Here is a 19,655-nt window from a genome sequence, read left to right as displayed (position 1 = left end):
TCCTCACCGTTCGATCAGCGCAATGCGCTTGTTGTACCAGTTCATCAGCAGCGAAATGCTGATACTGATCGCCAGGTAAACGCTCATGGTGATCGCAATCACCTCGATAGCCTGACCGGTCTGATTGAGCACCGTGCCAGCAAACAACGAAACCATTTCCGGGTAACCGATACCGGCTGCCAGCGAAGAGTTCTTCGCCAGGTTCAGGTATTGGCTGGTCAGCGGTGGAATGATCACCCGCAGGGCTTGCGGGATGATGACCTTGCGCAGGGTCGGGCCAGGGCGCAGGCCCAACGAGCGCGCCGCCTCGGTCTGACCGTGGCTCACCGACTTGATCCCGGAACGCACGATTTCGGCGATAAACGCCGCTGTGTACACGGTCAAGGCGATGGTCAGGGCCAGCAGTTCCGGGATCATTACCCAGCCGCCGACAAAGTTGAAGCCTTTGAGCTCCGGCATTTCCCAGTGCAGCGGATTGCCCGATATCAGAACGCACAGCGCCGGAATCACCACCATCAAGACCAGGCCAGCCCAGAACTTGTGGAAAGGCACGCCGGTGGCTTCGAAGCGTTTGTTGGCCCAGCGGACCATCAGAATGACGGCGACGACGGCCACCACCACGCTGCCCAGAAACGGCCAGAAAGCGTCGGTCAGGGTCGCGCCCGGCATGTTCAAGCCGCGATTACTGAAAAAGAACATACCGCCAATGCTATGGCTGCCGCGCGGACCCGGCATGGTCAGGAAGACGGCGAAGTACCAAAACAGAATTTGCAGCAATGGCGGGATATTACGGAAAACCTCGACGTAAACCGTGGCTAGCTTGCTGATCATCCAGTTAGGTGACAACCGGGCAACGCCAACGATGAAGCCCAGCAGCGTCGCCAGCACGACACCAATGACCGTCACCAGCAAAGTGTTCAGCAGACCGATAACGAACACCCGTGCATACGTGTCGGATTCGGTGTAATCGATCAAATGTTGAGCGATGCCAAAACCGGCGCTCCGATCAAGGAAGCCGAACCCGGACGTGATACCGCGATGCTGAAGGTTTGTCTGGGTGTTATCGAACAGATACCAACCCATGAAGATCACCACGCCAATCGTGATGATCTGGAATAGCCACGCACGCACTTTAGGATCGCTGAGGGAAAACCTCTGCTTTGGTGCGCCGATTTGATTTTGCATGAAGTGCCCCATGAAGATTGGAACAGAACAACGCTCGGTAACGGTTAAAGGTTACCGAGCGCAGGGCCTATCAGCGCACTGGAGGTGCGTATTGAATGCCGCCGTTGTTCCACAGCGCGTTCAGACCGCGATCGATCTTCAGCGGAGTGCTTTGTCCGAGGTTCCTCTCAAAGACTTCGCCGTAGTTACCGACCTGTTTAACGATCTGTACGACCCAGTCTTTCGGCAGTTTCAGGTCTTTACCGTATTCACCGTCAGTACCGAGCAAGCGAGCAACGTCCGGGTTTTTGCTGGCTTTAGCTTCTTCTACAACGTTTTTCGACGTAACGCCCATTTCCTCAGCGTTAACCATGGCGAACAGGGTCCACTTGACGATGGAGAACCAGTCTTCGTCGCCCTTACGCACGACAGGGCCCAGTGGCTCCTTGGAGATGGTCTCAGGCATTACCACGTAATCGTCTGGGCTCGCCAGTTTGCTACGCTGTGCGAACAGCTGCGATTTGTCGGAGGTCAGCACATCACAACGACCGCTTTCCAGCGACTTGGCGCTTTCGTCAGAGGTGTCGAACGTGATCGGGGTGTACTTAAGCTTGTTGGCGCGGAAGAAGTCGGAAACGTTCAGCTCAGTCGTAGTACCGGCCTGGATACAGATGGTCGCGCCATCCAGTTCCTTGGCGCTTTTAACACCCAGCTTTTTGTTTACCAGAAAGCCAACGCCGTCGTAGTACGTCACGCCGGCAAACACCAGGCCCATGCCCGCGTCACGGGAACTGGTCCAGGTGGTGTTACGCGACAGCACGTCGATTTCGCCCGATTGCAGCGCAGTGAAGCGCTCTTTGGCGTTCAACTGACTGAACTTGACCTTGGTAGCGTCACCAAAGACAGCAGCAGCGACAGCGCGACAAACGTCAGCGTCGATACCCAGGATCTTGCCTGTCGAGTCTGGAACCGAAAAACCTGGCAGGCCATCACTGACACCGCACTGAACAAAACCCTTTTTGTGAATGGCGTCGAGGGTCGCGCCTGCGTGAGCAAAACTGCTAACACCGAGAACCGCTGCCGCCGTCAGTACAGCCAGGGTGGATTTCAACATCTTCATTCAAACCTCCAGTTTGCTCTTTGTTGTGTAGGAGCTTGAGTCCCGTCGCACCCTTGTGAGGCGTTAATGACCCGTGCTGGCTTATTTTTGGGTCACGCAACGTAAGACCTGGACCACGAGTCTGGCGCGAGATCTACCCGACACCCCCTACCCGCAGCCCGTCAATCGGCCGAATGGACTGAAGCCCCCATGATGTCCGCTGGACCAGTCCGGTACAGAACGAACCGTACGCAGAATATTGATACATGGGTTACAAGCTCCCCCGCGGCCATCAGTCGCCTGATAGTGTTACCGTCCGGGGTGAGCGCATTCACTCCGAAGGTTGTATAGCAAAGCCCGTACCAGCATGCTGGCAATGTCGAATTAGCGACACATCAACGGCAAAACTTGTAACCTTGCGACATCGTCCAAACCTATTTTTTGAATGCGCCCTGTACTAACGCACTGCGAAAGAGCGCACGCACACTAATGGAGCAGCCATGACCACCCCTTTGACCCTCCAACCCGTAAAGACCGCCGATGCCTGCGTCATCTGGTTACATGGCTTGGGCGCCGACCGTTACGATTTCATGCCTGTCGCTGAAACGCTGCAAGCCACGTTGCTGACAACACGCTTCGTTTTGCCCCAGGCCCCGACCCGCGCAGTCACCATAAATGGTGGCTACGAGATGCCCAGCTGGTACGACATTCTGGCCATGAGCCCGGCCCGGGCCATCAGTCACGAGCAGCTTGAGACATCGGCTCAGATGCTCCTGAACCTGATCGAAGAGCAGAGCGACAGCGGCATCGACCCGGCACGAATCTTCCTGGCCGGTTTCTCCCAAGGTGGCGCGGTGGTATTGCACACCGCATTCCTGCGCTGGCAGGGGCCATTGGGCGGTGTGCTTGCGCTGTCCACTTACGCGCCTACCTTCAGTGATCAACTGACCCTTTCTGCGAGCCAACAACGGACCCCCGCGTATTGCTTGCACGGGCACTATGATGATGTGGTGCAAAATTCCATGGGGCGCACCGCGTATGAGTACCTGAAAGCCTTGGGCGTCACCGCAACATGGCAGGAATACCCAATGGGCCACGAAGTGTTACCGCAGGAAATTACCGACATTGGCGTTTGGTTGGCGCAAAAGCTGCGTTAATCGTTCAATCAGAGCGGACAAATGCCACCTGAAGCGCGCTGAGAAGCCCTGATTTGACATGTCGTGTAGGGCATTTGGCATGGCACTACGCCGCGCCCGGTTCTTGCTTTACACTGCCTGTCGTATATTCCTTAATCAATTGACGAGATGACCGTGCTCAGAGCACTCAAAAAGATGTTCGGTAAAAGCGAGGCTGAGCAGCTCGCGCCCAGCCCCATCGCTCCTTCGCCTGCTGCTATCGGCCCAACCGAGGGCGATCAACGGCCACACAACGCAAAAAAATCGGTACCTGCCAGCACGCCTGTCCAGGATCAGCACACGCACATCGAATCCGCAAAAGTCGAACAACCCAAGGCCGAGCGCCCGCGCCGTGAACGCGCACCAAAACCACCGGTCATCGCCTGGAAGCCTGAAGACTTCGTCGTAGAGCCACAGGAAGGCAAAACCCGCTTTCACGACTTCAACCTGTCGCCCGAACTGATGCACGCCATCCACGACCTGGGTTTCCCGTATTGCACGCCAATCCAGGCCGAAGTATTGGGCTTTACTCTCGCGGGCAAAGACGCCATCGGTCGCGCGCAAACCGGCACCGGCAAAACCGCCGCATTCTTGATTTCGATCATTACGCAGCTGGAACAGACCCCGCCACCCAAAGAGCGCTACATGGGCGAACCGCGTGCCCTGATCATCGCCCCAACCCGCGAGCTGGTGGTGCAGATCGCCAAGGATGCGGCCAGCCTGACCAAATACACCGGCCTCAACGTCATGACATTCGTCGGAGGCATGGACTTCGACAAGCAGCTCAAGCAGCTCGAAGCCCGCCACTGCGACATTCTGGTGGCCACACCGGGCCGTCTGCTGGACTTCAACCAGCGCGGCGAAGTGCACCTGGACATGGTCGAAGTTATGGTTCTGGACGAAGCCGACCGCATGCTCGACATGGGCTTCATCCCGCAAGTGCGCCAGATTATTCGCCAGACCCCACACAAGGGCGAACGCCAGACCCTGCTGTTCTCCGCGACCTTCACCGAAGACGTGATGAACCTCGCCAAACAGTGGACCACCGATCCGGCCATCGTCGAAATCGAAGCGGAAAACGTGGCCAGCGAAATGGTCGAGCAGCATATCTATGCCGTGGCCGCCGCCGACAAGTACAAGTTGCTCTACAACCTCGTAACCGAGAACAACTGGGAACGCGTGATGGTCTTCGCCAACCGCAAGGATGAAGTGCGGCGCATCGAAGAGCGTCTGGTGCGTGATGGCGTAAACGCCGCGCAGTTGTCCGGCGATGTCCCGCAGCACAAACGCATCAAGACCCTGGAAGGCTTCCGCGAAGGTAAAATTCGTGTCTTGGTGGCCACCGATGTCGCAGGTCGCGGGATTCATATCGACGGCATCAGCCACGTGATCAACTTCACCCTGCCCGAAGTGCCGGACGATTATGTGCACCGCATCGGCCGTACCGGTCGTGCTGGCGCCAGCGGTGTCTCGATCAGCTTTGCCGGGGAAGATGACTCCTATCAGTTGCCTTCGATCGAAGCGCTGTTAGGCCGCAAGATCAGCTGCGAAACGCCACCAACCGAGTTGTTGAAACCGGTGGTGCGCAAGAGCGCTCAGCCTTTGTAAAAGACCACTGCATCATAAAAAAAAGCGCATCCCGGTTTCGGTGATGCGCTTTTTTTTGCTCCGTGAAATCAGGAGCCCATGTATTCGCAAAGAAGCCAGTTCGGGATCAGGTCTTATCGACCCAACGCCCCGCCGCCGCGTGATCACTGTCGCGGCCTTCGACCCAGTGTGGGCCGTCGAGGGAGGTCTCTTTCTTCCAGAACGGTGCGCGGGTTTTTAGATAGTCCATCACGAACGCGCAGGCATCGAATGCCGCTTGCCGGTGAGCACTGGCAACGCCGACAAAGACTATTGGCTCGCCAGTCTCTAGAGCGCCCAACCGGTGCAGTACCTCTAGCCTGAGCAAAGGCCAGCGCTGTTCGGCTTCAGCGGCGATTTTGCCAAGCGCCTTTTCGGTCATGCCGGGGTAATGCTCCAGGAACATCCCCGCGACCTCCCGCCCCTCGTTGAAGTCGCGCACATAGCCAATGAAGCTGACCACCGCACCAACCCCCACATTGGCAGCGTGCAAGGCATTCACTTCGACGCCCGGATCGAACGCAGCTGTCTGCACCCGAATTGCCATATTCAGCCTCCGGTCACGGTAGGGAAGAACGCCACTTCATCGCCTGATACCAGCGGCTCGTCGAGCTGACACAGCTCCTCGTTGCGGGCGCACATCAGGTTTTGTTCGGCCAACACCTGCCACACACCACCACGCAGTACCAAATGCGTACGCAGTGCGTCGAGGGTGGCGAACTCGCCGTCTACCGTTTCGGTATCCAGCCCCAAGGCCTCGCGATAACGAGCGAAATACAGGACTTTAAAGGTCATTGCGCGTCCACCGGCTCTTCAGCAATGAAGTGACCACTCTTACCGCCGAGCTTTTCCAGCAGGCGGACGTTTTCGATGATCATGCCGCGATCCACCGCCTTGCACATGTCATAGATAGTCAGCGCAGCGACACTCGCCGCCGTCAGCGCTTCCATTTCCACGCCGGTCTGCCCGGACAGTTTGCAGCGGGCGACGATGCGCACCGCATCTTCACCGTCCGCGCTCAACTCGACCTTGACGCCGGTCAGCAGCAACGGATGACACAGCGGGATCAAATCCGAGGTTTTCTTTGCCGCTTGAATGCCGGCAATACGTGCCACGGCGAACACGTCCCCTTTGGGATGACCACCACTGACAATCATTTGCAGGGTTTCAGGGCGCATACGCACAAACGCTTGGGCCACAGCCTCACGGAACGTCACGTTTTTGTCGGTGACGTCGACCATATTGGCGCGACCTTGGGAATCGAGATGAGTTAGCACAGCGTTACTCCTGAATAGGAGTGGGGATTGTAAACCTAAAACTGGAACTACCTCATTAACTGCAGGAGCGAACATGTTCGCTCCTGCAGGTTCATCCACAGCTCTCAATCAAGCGTTACAAATGGCTCTCCGCATACTCAGCGAGGATCGAACGTGGCACCCCTTGCAGGGTGATGTGCACACCATTGGGGAAGTCTTTGAAACGCTCCGTCAGGTAAGTGAGGCCAGAACTGGTGGCCGACAGGTACGGGGTATCGATTTGCGCCAGGTTACCCAGGCAGACCACTTTGGAACCGGAACCGGCACGGGTGATGATGGTTTTCATCTGGTGCGGTGTGAGGTTCTGGCATTCGTCGATCAGGATCAGGCTTTGCTGGAAACTGCGTCCACGGATGTAGTTGAGGGATTTGAACTGCAACGGCACTTTGCTGAGGATGTAGTCGACACTGCCATGGGTGTTTTCGTCATCCATGTGCAGCGCTTCCAGGTTATCAGTGATGGCGCCGAGCCACGGCTCCATTTTTTCTGCTTCGGTGCCGGGTAGGAAGCCAATCTCCTGATCCAGCCCCTGCACGCTGCGGGTGGCGATAATGCGCCGATAGCGCTTGCTGACCATGGTCTGCTCGATGGCTGCCGCCAAGGCGAGAATGGTTTTACCCGAACCGGCTGCGCCCGACAGATTGACCAGATGGATGTCTGGATCAAGCAAGGCAAACAACGCCAGGCCTTGGTAGATGTCCCGTGGCTTCAGGCCCCAGGCTTCCTGGTGCAACAAAGGCTCCTGATGCATGTCGAGAATCAGCAGTTCATCGGCCTGGATACCTTTGATCCAGCCGACAAAACCTTGCGCATCGATGATGAACTCATTGATGTGCACTGCCGGCAGGTTGTCGATGAGTTGCACCCGATGCCATGTGCGGCCGTGATCCTGGCGAGTTTCGACCTTGCTGACACGGTCCCAGAAGGAGCCGGTCATGGTGTGGTAGCCGCGCGACAGCATGGACACGTCGTCGACCAGTTGGTCGGTGCTGTAATCCTCTGCGGCGATCCCACACGCCCGCGCCTTGAGGCGCATGTTGATGTCTTTGGTCACCAGCACTACAGGCAAGTCCTTATTGCGCACGTGCAGGTCGATCAATTGGTTAATGATGATGTTGTCGTTCAGGTGCTCGGGCAACAAGCTGTTGGGCTCGGCCCGCTTGTTCATCAGGATCGAAAGAAAGCCTTTGCAGATGCCTGTGCCACGATCGATCGGTACGCCCTGTTCAACCTCCTCCGGTGTCGCGTTGCCCAGTGTCTTGTCGATCAGACGAATCGCCTGACGGCACTCGGCAGCAACCGAATGCTTGCCGGCCTTGAGCTTGTCCAGCTCTTCGAGGACGGTCATGGGGATAGTGACGTGATGCTCTTCGAAATTCAGCAGTGCGTTTGGATCATGGATCAATACGTTGGTATCGAGCACGTAAAGGATTGGCTGGTTAGAAGAAGGGGTGCGTCCGTGATCATCCATACTCGCTCACCTTTTTAGAAGCCAAGCAACGCAATACAACAACAGTTCTGCGCCACGGAAAGGCCGCCGTAGCTCTCCTCTTCAGGCAGAGGAGAAAATGCTCAAGATGGGTCTGGGATGACGCCACCTGTGTTGCAGGTTTCGGCGGTCTGTATTGGTAATACCGCAAAACTCATGACAGAAAAAAGCACTTTGACGTTTTTTTGAAGTTTATTTTTCAGCATGACGAATAGCGCTTGGCGAGACCGTAAAGCACCGTTACAGTCAGGAGTCTGCCTGACCCGAATTGTCGAAAAAATCCATCGCATCCCGCCCTTCAAATGCCTGCATTCCTTTGCTCCACGGGCCTTTCAGGGGTAGTCGTGACAATCCTGCCATCGAAGTCCACTTTGTGCCGTATTGGCGATCAGCCAAGGCAACGCCGTCTCGACTTTATTGTGGATGTCATGAAATACAATGACCCCGCGTCGCCACAGCAGCATCAGGGTCAAGACCCGCTCGCTGGCCTGTTGGGCGGAAATGTTTCGGTTCCAATCCTGAGAATCGATATTCCACAGCGAAACCTTCAGCCCCTGGGCGCGGAAATATTCGGCGCTGTCGGCCCGGCGGTGACCGTAAGGGGGACGGAACAACGGCAGGTAGTTGTCGGGCAACACCTGCTGCAACAGCACGGCGCTGCGCTGAACCGAGTTCTGCCAGTCGGACCACTGGCTGTGTGAACGGTATTCCCAGCCCTGCAAGCCCACGCATTGCTGCTTATAGAGCCCCTGTACCTCCGGCACGGAGCTTTTTTCCAGGCGCATCTGCATGTTTTTGCCCAGTACGAAAAAAGCAGCGTTGAGCTTTTGCTGGCGCAGGTACTCGGTTAACCAATCCGTGGTGCCACCGACGACTGTCGGGCCACTGTCGAAGGTGAGCAGAAATGCCCGGTCATTGAGTTCATCGCCCGTGAGTTCGTCTGAGTTGTAACGCTCGATTTCGCTGCTGACCAGCGGGAACAAGGCCGCCATGCGCAGCAGCTCGTTCAGGTAGCGCTCGTGAAACGCCCGGCTCGGTACCGCCCAGGCCGCATAGAACGAATCATCGGCGACCTGAAAATTGTCGGCCCGCTCGCGCAACATCTCCATGTCCTCGACCAGTACGCAGAAAGAGGCGTCCTGCTCGCAGCTCTGTTGCGCAAACTGGTAATTCTCCAACAAGCGCGCCCACAGACGCTGGCGGATCAAATTCAGCGAAACCATGTTGATTTTCTTCAGCCCCAGACGCGCTTTAAGGCCCGCTTCATCCTGGCTTTCGCTAACCAGCAAGGCATGCGCAAAGGCCAGAATCTCGGCGCGCGAGGCGACATCGAACAAGACCGGCGAGGTCAAATGCTCAGGCCATACGCTGCGATCCAGCATGGCGGGCACAGCAGGCCCGGCCGCCTGAGCGTTGAAGCAGAACAGGCAGACCGAGATGAATAAAACAATGCGCACAATCAAATCCCCAGAAAATCCCCGCGACGCACTATAGCTGGAGTCCACACCTCCCACCCCCTAGAATCGCGCCACGATTAAAGGAGACGATTTTATGCTGATGGTGATTTCCCCAGCCAAAACCCTCGATTTCGAAACCCCGCCGGCAACCGCACGCTTCACGTTGCCGCAGTACCTGGATCACTCTCAGGAACTGATGGTTCAACTGCGTGAGTTGACCCCCGTGCAGATCGGCGAACTGATGCATCTATCGGACAAGCTCTCGGGGCTTAATGCCGCACGTTTCGGTAGCTGGACGCCGGCTTTCACCCCAGCGAACGCCAAGCAGGCGCTGCTGGCGTTCAAGGGGGATGTCTACACCGGGTTGCAAGCCGAAAATTTCACCGACGCCGACTTCACCTATGCCCAGGACCATCTGCGCATGCTCTCCGGCCTTTATGGTCTGTTGCGCCCGCTGGACCTAATGCAGCCTTACCGGCTGGAGATGGGCACCAAACTGAGCAACGACCGCGGCAAAGACCTCTATGCGTTCTGGGGCACGCACATCAGTGAGTGGCTGAACCAGGCGCTGGCCGACCAAGGCGATGACGTGTTGCTGAATCTGGCCTCCAATGAGTACTTCTCGGCGGTGAAGCGCTCTACCCTCAATGCGCGGATCATCAACACCGAATTCCGCGACTGGAAGAACGGGCAGTACAAAATTATCAGTTTCTACGCGAAAAAAGCCCGGGGAATGATGAGCCGTTTTGTGATCAAAGAGCGCATCGACAATCCCGATGCACTAAAACAGTTCAATGAGCACGGCTATTGTTACAGCCCGGCGCATTCGAAAGCAGACACCCTGGTTTTCCTACGGGAGACAGCCGATCAGTAATTGCATGATGAGGTGCACGGCTTATTCGAAAGCGTGCACATTGTCACCCTTCCCAGCCGATTGACTGGTACATTTGGACAATTAAATGACGCCAGTAAAATGGCGTGTAAAATTTAAATCCAAATTTCTCAAAAAAATTACAGCTTTTTTTCACTCCGTTAGACCCCCTATTTAAAGTAGTGGCCTATACGTGTCTCCTGCCCGCAACTCCCCATTCATTATGGCTCTGCCAAAAAGTGCCACTAATATGCAAGTACGCTTTCTGCAGATTTTAGGTAGCTTAGTTTCGAAATGAATACCGCTAGCCCGGAACTAATATCAAAATCAGAGGCTCTTAGTCATCGTAACAATTCTCGCCAATTATGTAAGCGATGACGTACATAGTGACAAGACGATCCGGGAAATCACCCACTAGCAAGTTCGACCGCAGGGTCGATGAGTTAGCCCAGGAGATCACGCAATACCGGGTATCTTAATACGATCAGGAAAAGCACCTTTCCAGTGCTTGTGGCAATTGTCAGGTCACGCACATCAAGGCCTTGAACCAAGACCTGTGCGCTCCGCGCTTGCCGGCAACGCGTCCTGAAATGCTTTGCCAAGCCCCACGGGCCAGAGCCTGACAATAGGCCACGTACAGCCCTTATCAGCGTCATTGAGTGCGCCCCTTATTAGGCCCTCACAACTTAACTATGCCTACGTCCGCGCTGTGACGCTCTAAGCGTCACACTGTTGGGCGGATGATTATTGCGGCTCAACCTCAATATCCAGCCAACTTATGGCGTGAATAAACAAGGAGAATACGATGCGTATCAGCATCTTTGGTTTGGGCTATGTCGGTGCAGTATGTGCCGGTTGCCTGTCTGCACGTGGTCATGATGTAGTGGGTGTAGACATCTCGAGTGCCAAGATTGACCTGATCAACAATGGCAAATCGCCTATCGTTGAACCGGGCCTGGAAGAGCTTCTGGCACAAGGCATCAAAACCGGGAAACTGCGTGGCACCACGGACTTCTCTGCCGCTATTCGCGACACTGATTTGTCGATGATTTGCGTGGGCACGCCCAGCAAAAAGAACGGCGATCTGGAACTCGATTACATCGAATCCGTCTGCCGGGAAATTGGCTTTGTCCTGCGTGACAAGACCACCCGTCACACCATCGTCGTGCGCAGCACCGTCTTGCCGGGCACTGTCGCCAACGTAGTGATTCCGATCCTCGAAGACTGCTCCGGCAAAAAAGCCGGTGTCGACTTCGGTGTCGCGGTCAACCCTGAGTTCCTGCGTGAAAGCACTGCGATCAAGGATTACGATCTGCCACCGATGACCGTGATCGGCGAGTTCGACAAAGCCTCCGGTGACGTGCTGCAAGCGCTGTACGAAGAGCTCGACGCACCGATCATCCGCAAGGACATCGCTGTCGCCGAGATGATCAAGTACACCTGCAACGTCTGGCATGCAACCAAGGTCACCTTCGCCAACGAGATCGGCAACATCGCTAAAGCGGTGGGCGTCGATGGGCGTGAAGTGATGGAAGTGGTCTGCCAGGACAAAACACTCAACCTTTCCCAGTACTACATGCGTCCAGGCTTCGCTTTCGGCGGCTCTTGCCTGCCCAAAGATGTTCGCGCCCTGACCTACCGTGCCGGCTCGCTGGACGTTGATGCGCCGCTGCTCAACTCGCTGATGCGCAGCAACGTTTCGCAAGTGCAGAACGCGTTCGACATCATCACCAGCCATGACAAACGCAAAGTCGCCTTGCTCGGCCTCAGCTTCAAGGCCGGCACCGATGACCTGCGCGAAAGCCCGCTGGTGGACCTGGCAGAAATGCTGATCGGCAAGGGCTACGACCTGAGCATCTACGACACCAACGTCGAATATGCCCGCATGCACGGCGCGAACAAGGAATACATCGAGTCGAAGATCCCTCACGTCTCGTCCTTGCTCAACTCGGACTTTGACGAAGTGATCAACAACTCCGACGTGATCATCCTCGGCAACCGTGACGAGAAGTTCCGCGCCCTGGCAGACAAAGCCCCGGCCGGCAAACAGGTTATCGACCTGGTCGGTTTCATGTCCAACGCCACAAGCACAAGTGGCCGGACCGAAGGTATCTGCTGGTAATCCAGCTGCCCTGACAGCGTCAGTCAAGGTCTGTGGGAGCGAATCCGCTCCCACACGTCCCCCTCACCTTAACTGACGGGCATCAGCTACACATGCCTGCCTTAACCCATTCGGGCCAACCCAAAAGGCTCTCCCGATATCGAGACGGATGCAGATTATGCACAGGCTAAAGCACGGCCTACTTCAGGCCGCAGGTTGGCTGTTTTATCTCAGTATATTAATGGGCCTCGCTTTGGCGCTGCCTTCCAGTATCTTCGACTCTCAGTCGAAGAACTTTCTGTTCCTGATTGGCGCTGTCGGCATCTGGCGCTACTCCATGGGCGCCACGCACTTTCTGCGCGGCATGCTGTTTCTGTACGTGGTCTATCCGCACCTGCGCCGCAAAGTGCGCAAGCTCGGCAGCGCGGCAGATCCATCCCATGTGTTTCTGATGGTCACCAGTTTTCGAATCGATGCCCTGACCACCGCTCAGGTGTACAGCTCGGTGATTCGCGAAGCCATTGAATGCGGCTACCCGACAACGATTGTCTGCTCCCTGGTAGAGATGTCCGACGAGCTGCTGGTCAAGAGCATGTGGGCCAGACTCAATCCGCCTGAGCGGGTCAAGCTCGACTTCGTGCGTATCGCAGGCACCGGTAAACGCGACGGCCTGGCCTTTGGCTTCCGCGCCATTTCCCGGCACATGCCCGATGCCCGCGCCGTGGTTGCGGTAATTGATGGCGACACCGTGCTCAGTCCGGGTGTCGTGCGCAAGACCGTGCCTTGGTTCCAGTTGTTCGGCAACGTTGGCGGCTTGACCACCAATGAGTTCTGCGAAGTCCGTGGCGGCTACATCATGAGCGAATGGCACAAGCTGCGCTTCGCCCAACGTCACCTCAATATGTGTTCCATGGCCCTGTCCAAGCGCGTGCTGACCATGACCGGCCGGATGTCTGTGTTCCGTGCCGAAGTGGTTACCGACCCGGAATTCATCGCCGACGTCGAAAGCGACTCCCTGCACCATTGGCGTCTGGGCACTTTCAAGTTCCTGACCGGCGATGACAAGTCCAGCTGGTTCAGTTTGATGCGTTTGGGTTACGACACGTTCTACGTGCCGGACGCCTCGATCAACACCGTTGAACATCCGCCGGAAAAGAGCTTCATCAAGGCCAGCCGCAAACTGATGTTCCGCTGGTACGGCAACAACCTGCGGCAGAACTCCCGCGCGTTGGGCCTGGGTGTAAGGCGCCTGGGATTGTTCACCAGCGTGGTGTTGTTCGATCAACGCGTGTCGATGTGGACCTCGATTCTGGGGCTGACCGTCGCCCTGATCGCCAGCTTCAAATATGGCGTGACGTTCATCCTGATGTACCTGCTGTGGATCGGTATCACCCGCCTGATCCTGACGCTGTTGCTGTCCTGCACCGGACACACCATCGGCCCCGCTTACCCCGTGATTCTCTATTACAACCAGATCGTCGGTGCGCTGGTGAAAATCTACGTTTTCTTCCGCCTCGATCAACAGTCCTGGACTCGCCAGGACACCAAACTCACTCGCGACCTGGCCAGCTTCCAACGTTGGTTCAACACCTGGTCGTCTCGGACCATGACCTTCTCCGCAGGCAGCGTGTTCGTCGCTGTGCTGCTGACGATGGTCTGACCACCGGGCCAATGGATCAATTGATTAAGTAGGAATTACCGCCATGAATACCGCCGTGAATGTGAATGTAGTGCATGAATCTGAAGCTCAGCGCCAGCACGCTCGGGTCAAAATACCGGCCAAACTGCGCTTCTTCGGCAGCGACGGTACCGCCCATATTGCCCAGGTCGAAGACCTGTCTGCCGGCGGTCTGTGCTTCAACGCCGGCCGGCAGCCCCTGAAAGTCGGGGAAGTACAGAAAGGCCGCCTGCAATTCGTCATCGATAACCTTGGCCTGGCCATGGACGTTGAACTGCAGGTTCGCTCCTTTGATGCTCGTACCGGTCGTGCCGGCTGCCAGTTCCAGAACCTGGAACAACAAGACATCGCCACCCTGCGCCACCTGATCACCTCGCACTTGAGCGGTGACATTGTGACCATGGGCGAAGTACTCGCCACCTTGCAGCGCGACAATTTCACCAAGGCACGCAAGGTCAAGGACGGCGGCAGCGGCATGACGTTCTTCGGCCGTATGCGCGCCGTGATCTTCAGCTTGGGGATCTTCATCGTCGGCCTGGTCGCGTTCGGCTTTATCTTCAAGTCGGTTTATGGTCTGTACTTCGTCAGCCATGCAACCGCCGGCGTGGTCAGCGTGCCAAGCATGGACGTGACCATGCCTCGCGAAGGGACCGTGCAAAGCCTGGCGGGTACTGATGGCGTGGTCGCCAAAGGTGCACCACTGGCCTCGTTCAGCACCAGCATGCTGGAAATGCTCAAAGACCACTTGGATGACGCGCAACTGCAACCGGCCAAGGTCGAAGACCTGTTCGCCCGGCAATTGAGCGGCACCCTGACCAGCCCTTGTGATTGCATCATCGCCAAACAACTGGTCGCTGACGGCCAGTTCGCCGGCAAAGGCGCAGTGATCTTCCAACTGGTCCCACGCAACACCGAAGCCACAGTCGACGCTCGCTTCAGCTATCGCCAGTTCGCTGACGTGCGCCCCGGTACCCGTGTGAACTTCCAGGTCGCAGGCGAAGATGAAATCCGTCACGGCAAGATCGTCAGCAGCACTAACAACAGCAGCACCGACCTGTCGACCGACATTCGCGTGCAGATCAAGCCTGACCAAGCTCTGAGCAGCAGCCTGTCCGGCCGTCCGGTGGAAGTCACCAGCGATCGTGGCCCTTCATTGAACTGGCTGATCGACAAAGCCATGGCCGTGGGTCTCTAAACATGGCTAGCCCACTACGAAAGCTGTCGACCCCTACCCTGCTGGGCCTCGCCGTGGCGATCGGCCTTAGCGGTTGCGCTGGCCTGCCCGATCAGCGCTTGGCCAACGAAGCCCTCAAACGCGGCGATACCGCGATGGCACAGCAGAACTATCGGCAACTGGCGGACCTGGGTTATAGCGATGCACAGGTCGGCCTGGCGGATATTCAGGTCGAAACCCATGACCCCGCACAGCTCAAACAAGCTGAAGCCACTTACCGCGCAGCCGCCGACACATCGCCCCGGGCTCAGGCCCGGCTGGGTCGCTTGCTGGTTGCACGGCCAGACGCCACCGAAGCCGAACACCATGAAGCCGAGGTCCTGCTGAAAAAGGCCTTTGCCAATGGCGAAGGCGGCACATTGATCCCGCTGGCGATGCTGTACCTGCAATACCCGCAGACCTTCCCGAAGGTCAATGCGCAACGGCAGATCGAGCAATGGCGCGCCGCCGGCTACCCGGAAGCGGGCCTGGCTCAGGTGCTGCTCTATCGCACGCAGAACACCTACGATCAGCATCTGGATGAAATCGAAAGCATCTGCAAGAAAGCCCTGCTCGCCACCGACATCTGCTACGTCGAACTGGCCACCGTTTACCAGAAACGCGCGCAAGTGGATCAACAGGCCGCTCTGATTGCCCAACTGCAAAGCGCTTATGAACTCGGCAAGGTTTCAGCGCAACGGGTTGACGGTGTAGCGCGTGTATTGAGCGATACCGAGCTTGGCAAGCCTGATGAAAAAACAGCTCAGCAACTGCTGGAAAAAGTCGCACCTGGCTATCCGGTTTCCTGGGTCAGCCTGGCGAAGTTGCTCTATGACTTCCCGGAACTGGGCGACGTGAACACGATGATGGAGTACCTGAACAACGGTCGCGCAGCGGATCAACCGCGTGCCGAACTGCTGTTGGGCAAACTCTATTACGAAGGCAAATGGGTCCTGCCCGATGCCAAACAAGCCGAAGCTCATCTGCAGAAAGCCGCCGGCAGCGAAATTGCCGCGCACTACTACCTGGGTCAGATCTACCGCCGGGGCTACCTCGGCCAGGTCTACCCGCAAAAGGCCGTCGAACAATTACTGATAGCCGCTCGCGGCGGTCAGAACAGCGCCGACTACGCCCTCGCGCAATTGTTCTCCCAAGGTAAGGGCACCTTGCCCAACCCGGTCAACGCCTACGTGTTCAGCCAACTGGCGCTAAAGCAGGACGCTCCGACCCCGGAAGCGACCGAACTTGCGCAACAAATCAATGACCAACTGCTGCCTGCACAGCGCGCCGAAGCACAACGTCTGTTGCAACAAGAGCAACAGATACGTGGCACGTCCGCCCAGAACAATCTGGCCCTGCATGCTCTGCAACAAGAAGACGCCGAGGAAGCTTTATGAAGTTGAATCACTGGATGACAGCTGGCCTGGGCCTGAGCTTTTCTCTGCTCTCGGCCACTCCGGCGTTGGCAGCAGCATTGACCGAGACCAAGAACTTCGGTCTGGAAGTTAAAGTCACCGGCCAGTCCGAAGACGACCGCGACCTGGGCACCCGCTCAGGCGGCAGTGTCAACGGTGTCGGTCTGGACCTGCGCCCATGGGCCTACGGCGAGCGCGGCAACTGGAGCGCCTACGCCATGGGCCAGGCGGTCACTTCGACGGATATTATCGAAACCGACACCCTGCAACAGCCAAATACCGACAACGGTTCCAGCGCCAGCAATGATCGAAAGCCCGACAAAAACTACCTGGCCTTGCGTGAGTTCTGGATCGGCTACAAAGGTCTGACCCCTTACCCTGGCGAGGAACTGCGCTTGGGTCGTCAGCGCCTGCGCAACGACGATGGCATGTGGCGTGACGCCAATATCGAAGCCCTGAACTGGACCTTCGACACCACCTTGCTCCGGGCCAACCTTGGCGCAGCGGAACGCTTCAGCGAATACCGCACCGACCTCTCCGAACTGTCGCCTAAAGACAAAGATCGCCTGCACCTGTTTGGCGATATTTCGGCGCAGTGGAGACCTGGCCAGTGGGCCGGCGTGCGCGCCCATCACACCCATGATGACGGCAAACTCAAGAGTGGCCTCGATCAGGTCGACTCCCTGGATAAAACCCAAAACGGTGACCTGACCTGGCTGGGTGTCGAAGCCAACAGCGATGCCTATAACTACCGCAACACCAATACCATCAATTACTGGGCCAGCCTGACCGGGATGAGCGGCGACCGCGACTCGATCCACCCTTCGACCGTGAACGGTGTAAGCACTGCGGGCGAGAAAACCAGCGGCAACGTCGACGGCTGGGCCACTGACATGGGGATTCGTCTGCGGCTGGACCCTAACTGGCAAGTCGGTGCGGCCTATGCCCGCGCCAGCGGCGACTACGAACAGAACGGCCTGGAAAGCAACCGCTCGAACTACACCGGCACCCGCTCGCGGATCCATCGTTTCGGCGAGGCCTTTCGCGGCAGCATGAACAACGTACAAACCGGCACCCTGTTCGGTTCCTGGATGCTGCGCGACGACTATGACGCCAGCCTGGTCTACCACAAGTTCTGGCGCGTCGACGGCAACAAGGCCGTGGGCACCACCGGCATCAATGCCGTGGAAAACTCCTACAACGCTGACGGCGCGGTTGAGTCCAGTACCTCTCTGCCCTTGATGGACGGTAAAAAAGACCTCGGTCAAGAGATGGATCTGGTCGTCACCAAGTACTTCAAACAGGGCCTGCTGCCTGCGGCACTGAGCCAGTCCATCGACGAGCCGTCGGCACTGGTGCGGTTCCGTGGCGGTGTGTTCAAACCTGGCGATGCTTACGGTAAAGAAGTGGATTCGTATATGCACCGCGCCTTTATCGACGTCATCTGGCGCTTCTGATGCAAGCTGCCAAGGGAGCGATACGATGAACAGTCTACCCATGAGAGGCTCCGTCAGCCTGTTGGCCAGCGCCTTGATGCTGGCCAGCGCCGCTGCGTTTGCTGCGGTCGACCCTGCTGCTCCGGCCAAAGGCCTGCAGCAGGCCAAGACCTACACCGTGACCAGCCCGCCCACCGCGCCGCTGGAACTGGCCAAGCCTGAACTGCCCGACATCTCCGGCTATACCGCCGAAGCCGTCGCCAAGAAAATCGTGCGCAGTAAACCGGGCAAGATCAAAGTCCGGCGCATGATGCAGGAAGACGCCCTGAAAGATTTTATCGGTGGCGATAACAAGATGACCGAATGGGTGGCACGCCAGCATGGCATCCCCCAGGCGATCTTTATCGAAGACGGTTACATAAACTTGCGTGACCTGAGCAAAAGCCTGCCCAAGCAGTACTTCAGCGAAACCTCGCCCGGTGTATTCCTGGCCAGGTTGCCGATTGTCGTTGGACGCAAGGGCATTCTTGAAATCGATAACAAGACTCAAGAGCTGCGCTTGTCGCAGGAAGCCGGTTCGTTCTTGATCAACGATGGCCAGCTGTTTGTCCGGGACACCAAAATCACCGGATGGCGCGAAGCCGACAACGGCCCGGCGACCTTTCGCAAGCCGAATGAGTTTCGTCCGTTCCTGCTGTCCTGGGGCGGTACCGAGACCTATATCGTCAACAGCAAAATCGCCAGCTTCGGTTATGCCAACAGCAAATCCTATGGCGTGAGTATTTCTCAGTACACGCCAAACATGGCCAAGGTACTGAAACGCCCGGAACCGACCGGCTGGGTCATCGGTTCCGAGTTCTCGGACATGTGGTACGGCTTCTACTGCTATGAAGCGCGTGACGTGGTGATCAAGGGCAATACCTACCGTGACAACATCGTCTACGGGATTGACCCGCATGACCGCTCACACGGTCTGATCATTGCCGATAACACGGTCCACGGGACCAAGAAAAAACACGGGATCATTATTTCCCGTGAGGTCAACGACAGCTTCATTTTCGGCAACCGCAGCTACGACAACAACCTGTCGGGCGTAGTGATCGACCGTAACAGCGTGAACAACCTGATCGCTTACAACGAGATTTTTCAGAACCATTCCGACGGCATCACGATGTACGAAAGCGGCGACAACCTGATCTGGGGCAACCGTGTGATCAACAACCGTCGCCACGGAATTCGTGTCCGTAACAGCGTGAGTATCCGGTTGTACGAAAACATCTCCATGGCCAATGGCCTGATGGGCGTCTACGGGCACATCAAGGACTTGAGCGACACCGACCGTGACATCGCCCTTGACCCCTTCGACACCAAGGTCTCGCTGATCGTTGTCGGTGGCGAACTCGCCGCCAACGGTTCCGGCCCACTGTCCATCGACTCGCCATTGAGTGTCGAGCTGTATCGGGTGTCGATGCTCGCACCGACCAAATCCAACGGGATCAGCTTCAACGGGATTCTCGGTGAACGTCAGGACGAAATTCTCGACCTGCTGGTGCGCCAGAAGAAAGCCGTGTTGATCGACCCGGTCGAACGCCAGACCGATCTCCGGGACTGAGGG

16 protein-coding genes are annotated in these 19,655 nt (G+C 57.1%); 9 read left to right on the top strand and 7 right to left on the bottom strand.

The window, feature by feature from the left end:
- Window positions 1–3: 3 nt before the first annotated feature.
- Both ACVBEG_RS04345 and ACVBEG_RS04340 read right to left on the bottom strand, forming a co-directional pair.
- Entirely contained in the window at window positions 4–1,185 is a 1,182-nt protein-coding gene (locus ACVBEG_RS04345) for an amino acid ABC transporter permease (protein ID WP_322178026.1), read from the bottom strand.
- 70 nt (window positions 1,186–1,255) lie between these two features.
- Window positions 1,256–2,284, bottom strand: coding sequence for an amino acid ABC transporter substrate-binding protein (locus ACVBEG_RS04340; RefSeq protein ID WP_322178025.1), 1,029 nt, complete (start codon window positions 2,282–2,284; stop codon window positions 1,256–1,258).
- Window positions 2,285–2,763: 479 nt separating this feature from the next.
- Between ACVBEG_RS04340 and ACVBEG_RS04335 the strand changes: the two genes are divergently transcribed.
- Together ACVBEG_RS04335 and rhlB are read left to right on the top strand one after the other, a co-directional pair.
- Entirely contained in the window at window positions 2,764–3,420 is a 657-nt protein-coding gene (locus ACVBEG_RS04335) for an alpha/beta hydrolase (RefSeq protein ID WP_322178024.1), read from the top strand.
- A 147-nt stretch (window positions 3,421–3,567) separates the two neighbouring features.
- Window positions 3,568–5,046, top strand: a complete 1,479-nt coding sequence (gene rhlB, locus ACVBEG_RS04330; RefSeq protein WP_322178023.1) for an ATP-dependent RNA helicase RhlB — start codon at window positions 3,568–3,570, stop codon at window positions 5,044–5,046.
- A gap of 106 nt (window positions 5,047–5,152) precedes the next feature.
- On the opposite strand, the gene moaE is transcribed toward rhlB, so the two are convergent.
- The 5 genes from moaE to ACVBEG_RS04305 form a co-directional block, all read right to left on the bottom strand.
- Window positions 5,153–5,611, bottom strand: a complete 459-nt coding sequence (moaE, locus tag ACVBEG_RS04325) for a molybdopterin synthase catalytic subunit MoaE (protein ID WP_447107409.1) — start codon at window positions 5,609–5,611, stop codon at window positions 5,153–5,155.
- Window positions 5,612–5,613: 2 nt separating this feature from the next.
- Window positions 5,614–5,859, bottom strand: a complete 246-nt coding sequence (locus tag ACVBEG_RS04320) for a MoaD/ThiS family protein (protein WP_322178021.1) — start codon at window positions 5,857–5,859, stop codon at window positions 5,614–5,616.
- Window positions 5,856–6,341, bottom strand: a complete 486-nt coding sequence (gene moaC, locus ACVBEG_RS04315) for a cyclic pyranopterin monophosphate synthase MoaC (RefSeq protein WP_322178020.1) — start codon at window positions 6,339–6,341, stop codon at window positions 5,856–5,858. The genes ACVBEG_RS04320 and moaC overlap by 4 nt, the downstream gene beginning before the upstream one ends.
- A 115-nt stretch (window positions 6,342–6,456) precedes the next feature.
- On the bottom strand, window positions 6,457–7,851 hold the full coding sequence (locus ACVBEG_RS04310) for a PhoH family protein (RefSeq protein WP_322178019.1): 1,395 nt from the start codon (window positions 7,849–7,851) through the stop codon (window positions 6,457–6,459).
- A 350-nt stretch (window positions 7,852–8,201) separates the two neighbouring features.
- Window positions 8,202–9,326, bottom strand: a complete 1,125-nt coding sequence (locus ACVBEG_RS04305; protein ID WP_322178018.1) for a polysaccharide deacetylase family protein — start codon at window positions 9,324–9,326, stop codon at window positions 8,202–8,204.
- Between the two features lie 94 nt (window positions 9,327–9,420).
- Here ACVBEG_RS04305 and yaaA point away from each other — a divergent pair, with 94 nt between their 5' ends.
- The 7 genes from yaaA (at window position 9,421) to algG (ending at window position 19,652) form a co-directional block, all read left to right on the top strand.
- The gene (gene yaaA, locus ACVBEG_RS04300; RefSeq protein ID WP_322178017.1) at window positions 9,421–10,200 is read left to right on the top strand and encodes a peroxide stress protein YaaA; all 780 of its coding nucleotides are present in this window, start codon (window positions 9,421–9,423) and stop codon (window positions 10,198–10,200) included.
- Between the two features lie 802 nt (window positions 10,201–11,002).
- Entirely contained in the window at window positions 11,003–12,319 is a 1,317-nt protein-coding gene (locus ACVBEG_RS04295; protein WP_322178016.1) for a nucleotide sugar dehydrogenase, read from the top strand.
- A gap of 157 nt (window positions 12,320–12,476) precedes the next feature.
- A complete protein-coding gene (gene alg8 / locus ACVBEG_RS04290) occupies window positions 12,477–13,958 on the top strand; it encodes a mannuronan synthase (RefSeq protein ID WP_407074565.1) in 1,482 nt (493 codons plus the stop codon).
- 43 nt (window positions 13,959–14,001) lie between these two features.
- Window positions 14,002–15,171: an alginate biosynthesis protein Alg44 gene (locus ACVBEG_RS04285; RefSeq protein WP_322178015.1), complete on the top strand. Its 1,170-nt coding sequence runs from the start codon at window positions 14,002–14,004 to the stop codon at window positions 15,169–15,171.
- A gap of 2 nt (window positions 15,172–15,173) precedes the next feature.
- The gene (gene algK, locus ACVBEG_RS04280) at window positions 15,174–16,586 is read left to right on the top strand and encodes an alginate biosynthesis TPR repeat lipoprotein AlgK (protein ID WP_322178014.1); all 1,413 of its coding nucleotides are present in this window, start codon (window positions 15,174–15,176) and stop codon (window positions 16,584–16,586) included.
- On the top strand, window positions 16,583–18,061 hold the full coding sequence (locus ACVBEG_RS04275) for an alginate export family protein (RefSeq protein ID WP_322178013.1): 1,479 nt from the start codon (window positions 16,583–16,585) through the stop codon (window positions 18,059–18,061). The genes algK and ACVBEG_RS04275 overlap by 4 nt, the downstream gene beginning before the upstream one ends.
- Before the next feature lie 25 nt (window positions 18,062–18,086).
- Window positions 18,087–19,652 carry a mannuronan 5-epimerase AlgG gene (gene algG / locus ACVBEG_RS04270; protein WP_447107408.1) on the top strand — a complete coding sequence of 522 codons (1,566 nt, stop codon included), beginning with the start codon at window positions 18,087–18,089 and terminating at the stop codon, window positions 19,650–19,652.
- Window positions 19,653–19,655 lie beyond the last annotated feature (3 nt).

The organism is Pseudomonas sp. GG8 (assembly GCF_052976945.1).
Note: the sequence above shows the minus strand (reverse complement) of the source record. Positions and strands in the feature narration are given on the sequence as shown.

Excerpts from the sequence above, each read along its gene's own strand:
- algG (WP_447107408.1), top strand. The coding sequence starts at position 18,087 with ATGAACAGTCTACCCATGAGAGGCTCCGTCAGCCTGTTGGCCAGCGCC.
- ACVBEG_RS04310 (WP_322178019.1), bottom strand. The coding sequence starts at position 7,851 with ATGGATGATCACGGACGCACCCCTTCTTCTAACCAGCCAATCCTTTAC.
- yaaA (WP_322178017.1), top strand. The coding sequence starts at position 9,421 with ATGCTGATGGTGATTTCCCCAGCCAAAACCCTCGATTTCGAAACCCCG.
- ACVBEG_RS04275 (WP_322178013.1), top strand. The coding sequence starts at position 16,583 with ATGAAGTTGAATCACTGGATGACAGCTGGCCTGGGCCTGAGCTTTTCT.
- ACVBEG_RS04295 (WP_322178016.1), top strand. The coding sequence starts at position 11,003 with ATGCGTATCAGCATCTTTGGTTTGGGCTATGTCGGTGCAGTATGTGCC.
- ACVBEG_RS04345 (WP_322178026.1), bottom strand. The coding sequence starts at position 1,185 with ATGCAAAATCAAATCGGCGCACCAAAGCAGAGGTTTTCCCTCAGCGAT.
- ACVBEG_RS04340 (WP_322178025.1), bottom strand. The coding sequence starts at position 2,284 with ATGAAGATGTTGAAATCCACCCTGGCTGTACTGACGGCGGCAGCGGTT.
- ACVBEG_RS04320 (WP_322178021.1), bottom strand. The coding sequence starts at position 5,859 with ATGACCTTTAAAGTCCTGTATTTCGCTCGTTATCGCGAGGCCTTGGGG.
- rhlB (WP_322178023.1), top strand. The coding sequence starts at position 3,568 with ATGACCGTGCTCAGAGCACTCAAAAAGATGTTCGGTAAAAGCGAGGCT.
- moaE (WP_447107409.1), bottom strand. The coding sequence starts at position 5,611 with ATGGCAATTCGGGTGCAGACAGCTGCGTTCGATCCGGGCGTCGAAGTG.
- ACVBEG_RS04285 (WP_322178015.1), top strand. The coding sequence starts at position 14,002 with ATGAATACCGCCGTGAATGTGAATGTAGTGCATGAATCTGAAGCTCAG.
- algK (WP_322178014.1), top strand. The coding sequence starts at position 15,174 with ATGGCTAGCCCACTACGAAAGCTGTCGACCCCTACCCTGCTGGGCCTC.
- ACVBEG_RS04335 (WP_322178024.1), top strand. The coding sequence starts at position 2,764 with ATGACCACCCCTTTGACCCTCCAACCCGTAAAGACCGCCGATGCCTGC.
- alg8 (WP_407074565.1), top strand. The coding sequence starts at position 12,477 with ATGCACAGGCTAAAGCACGGCCTACTTCAGGCCGCAGGTTGGCTGTTT.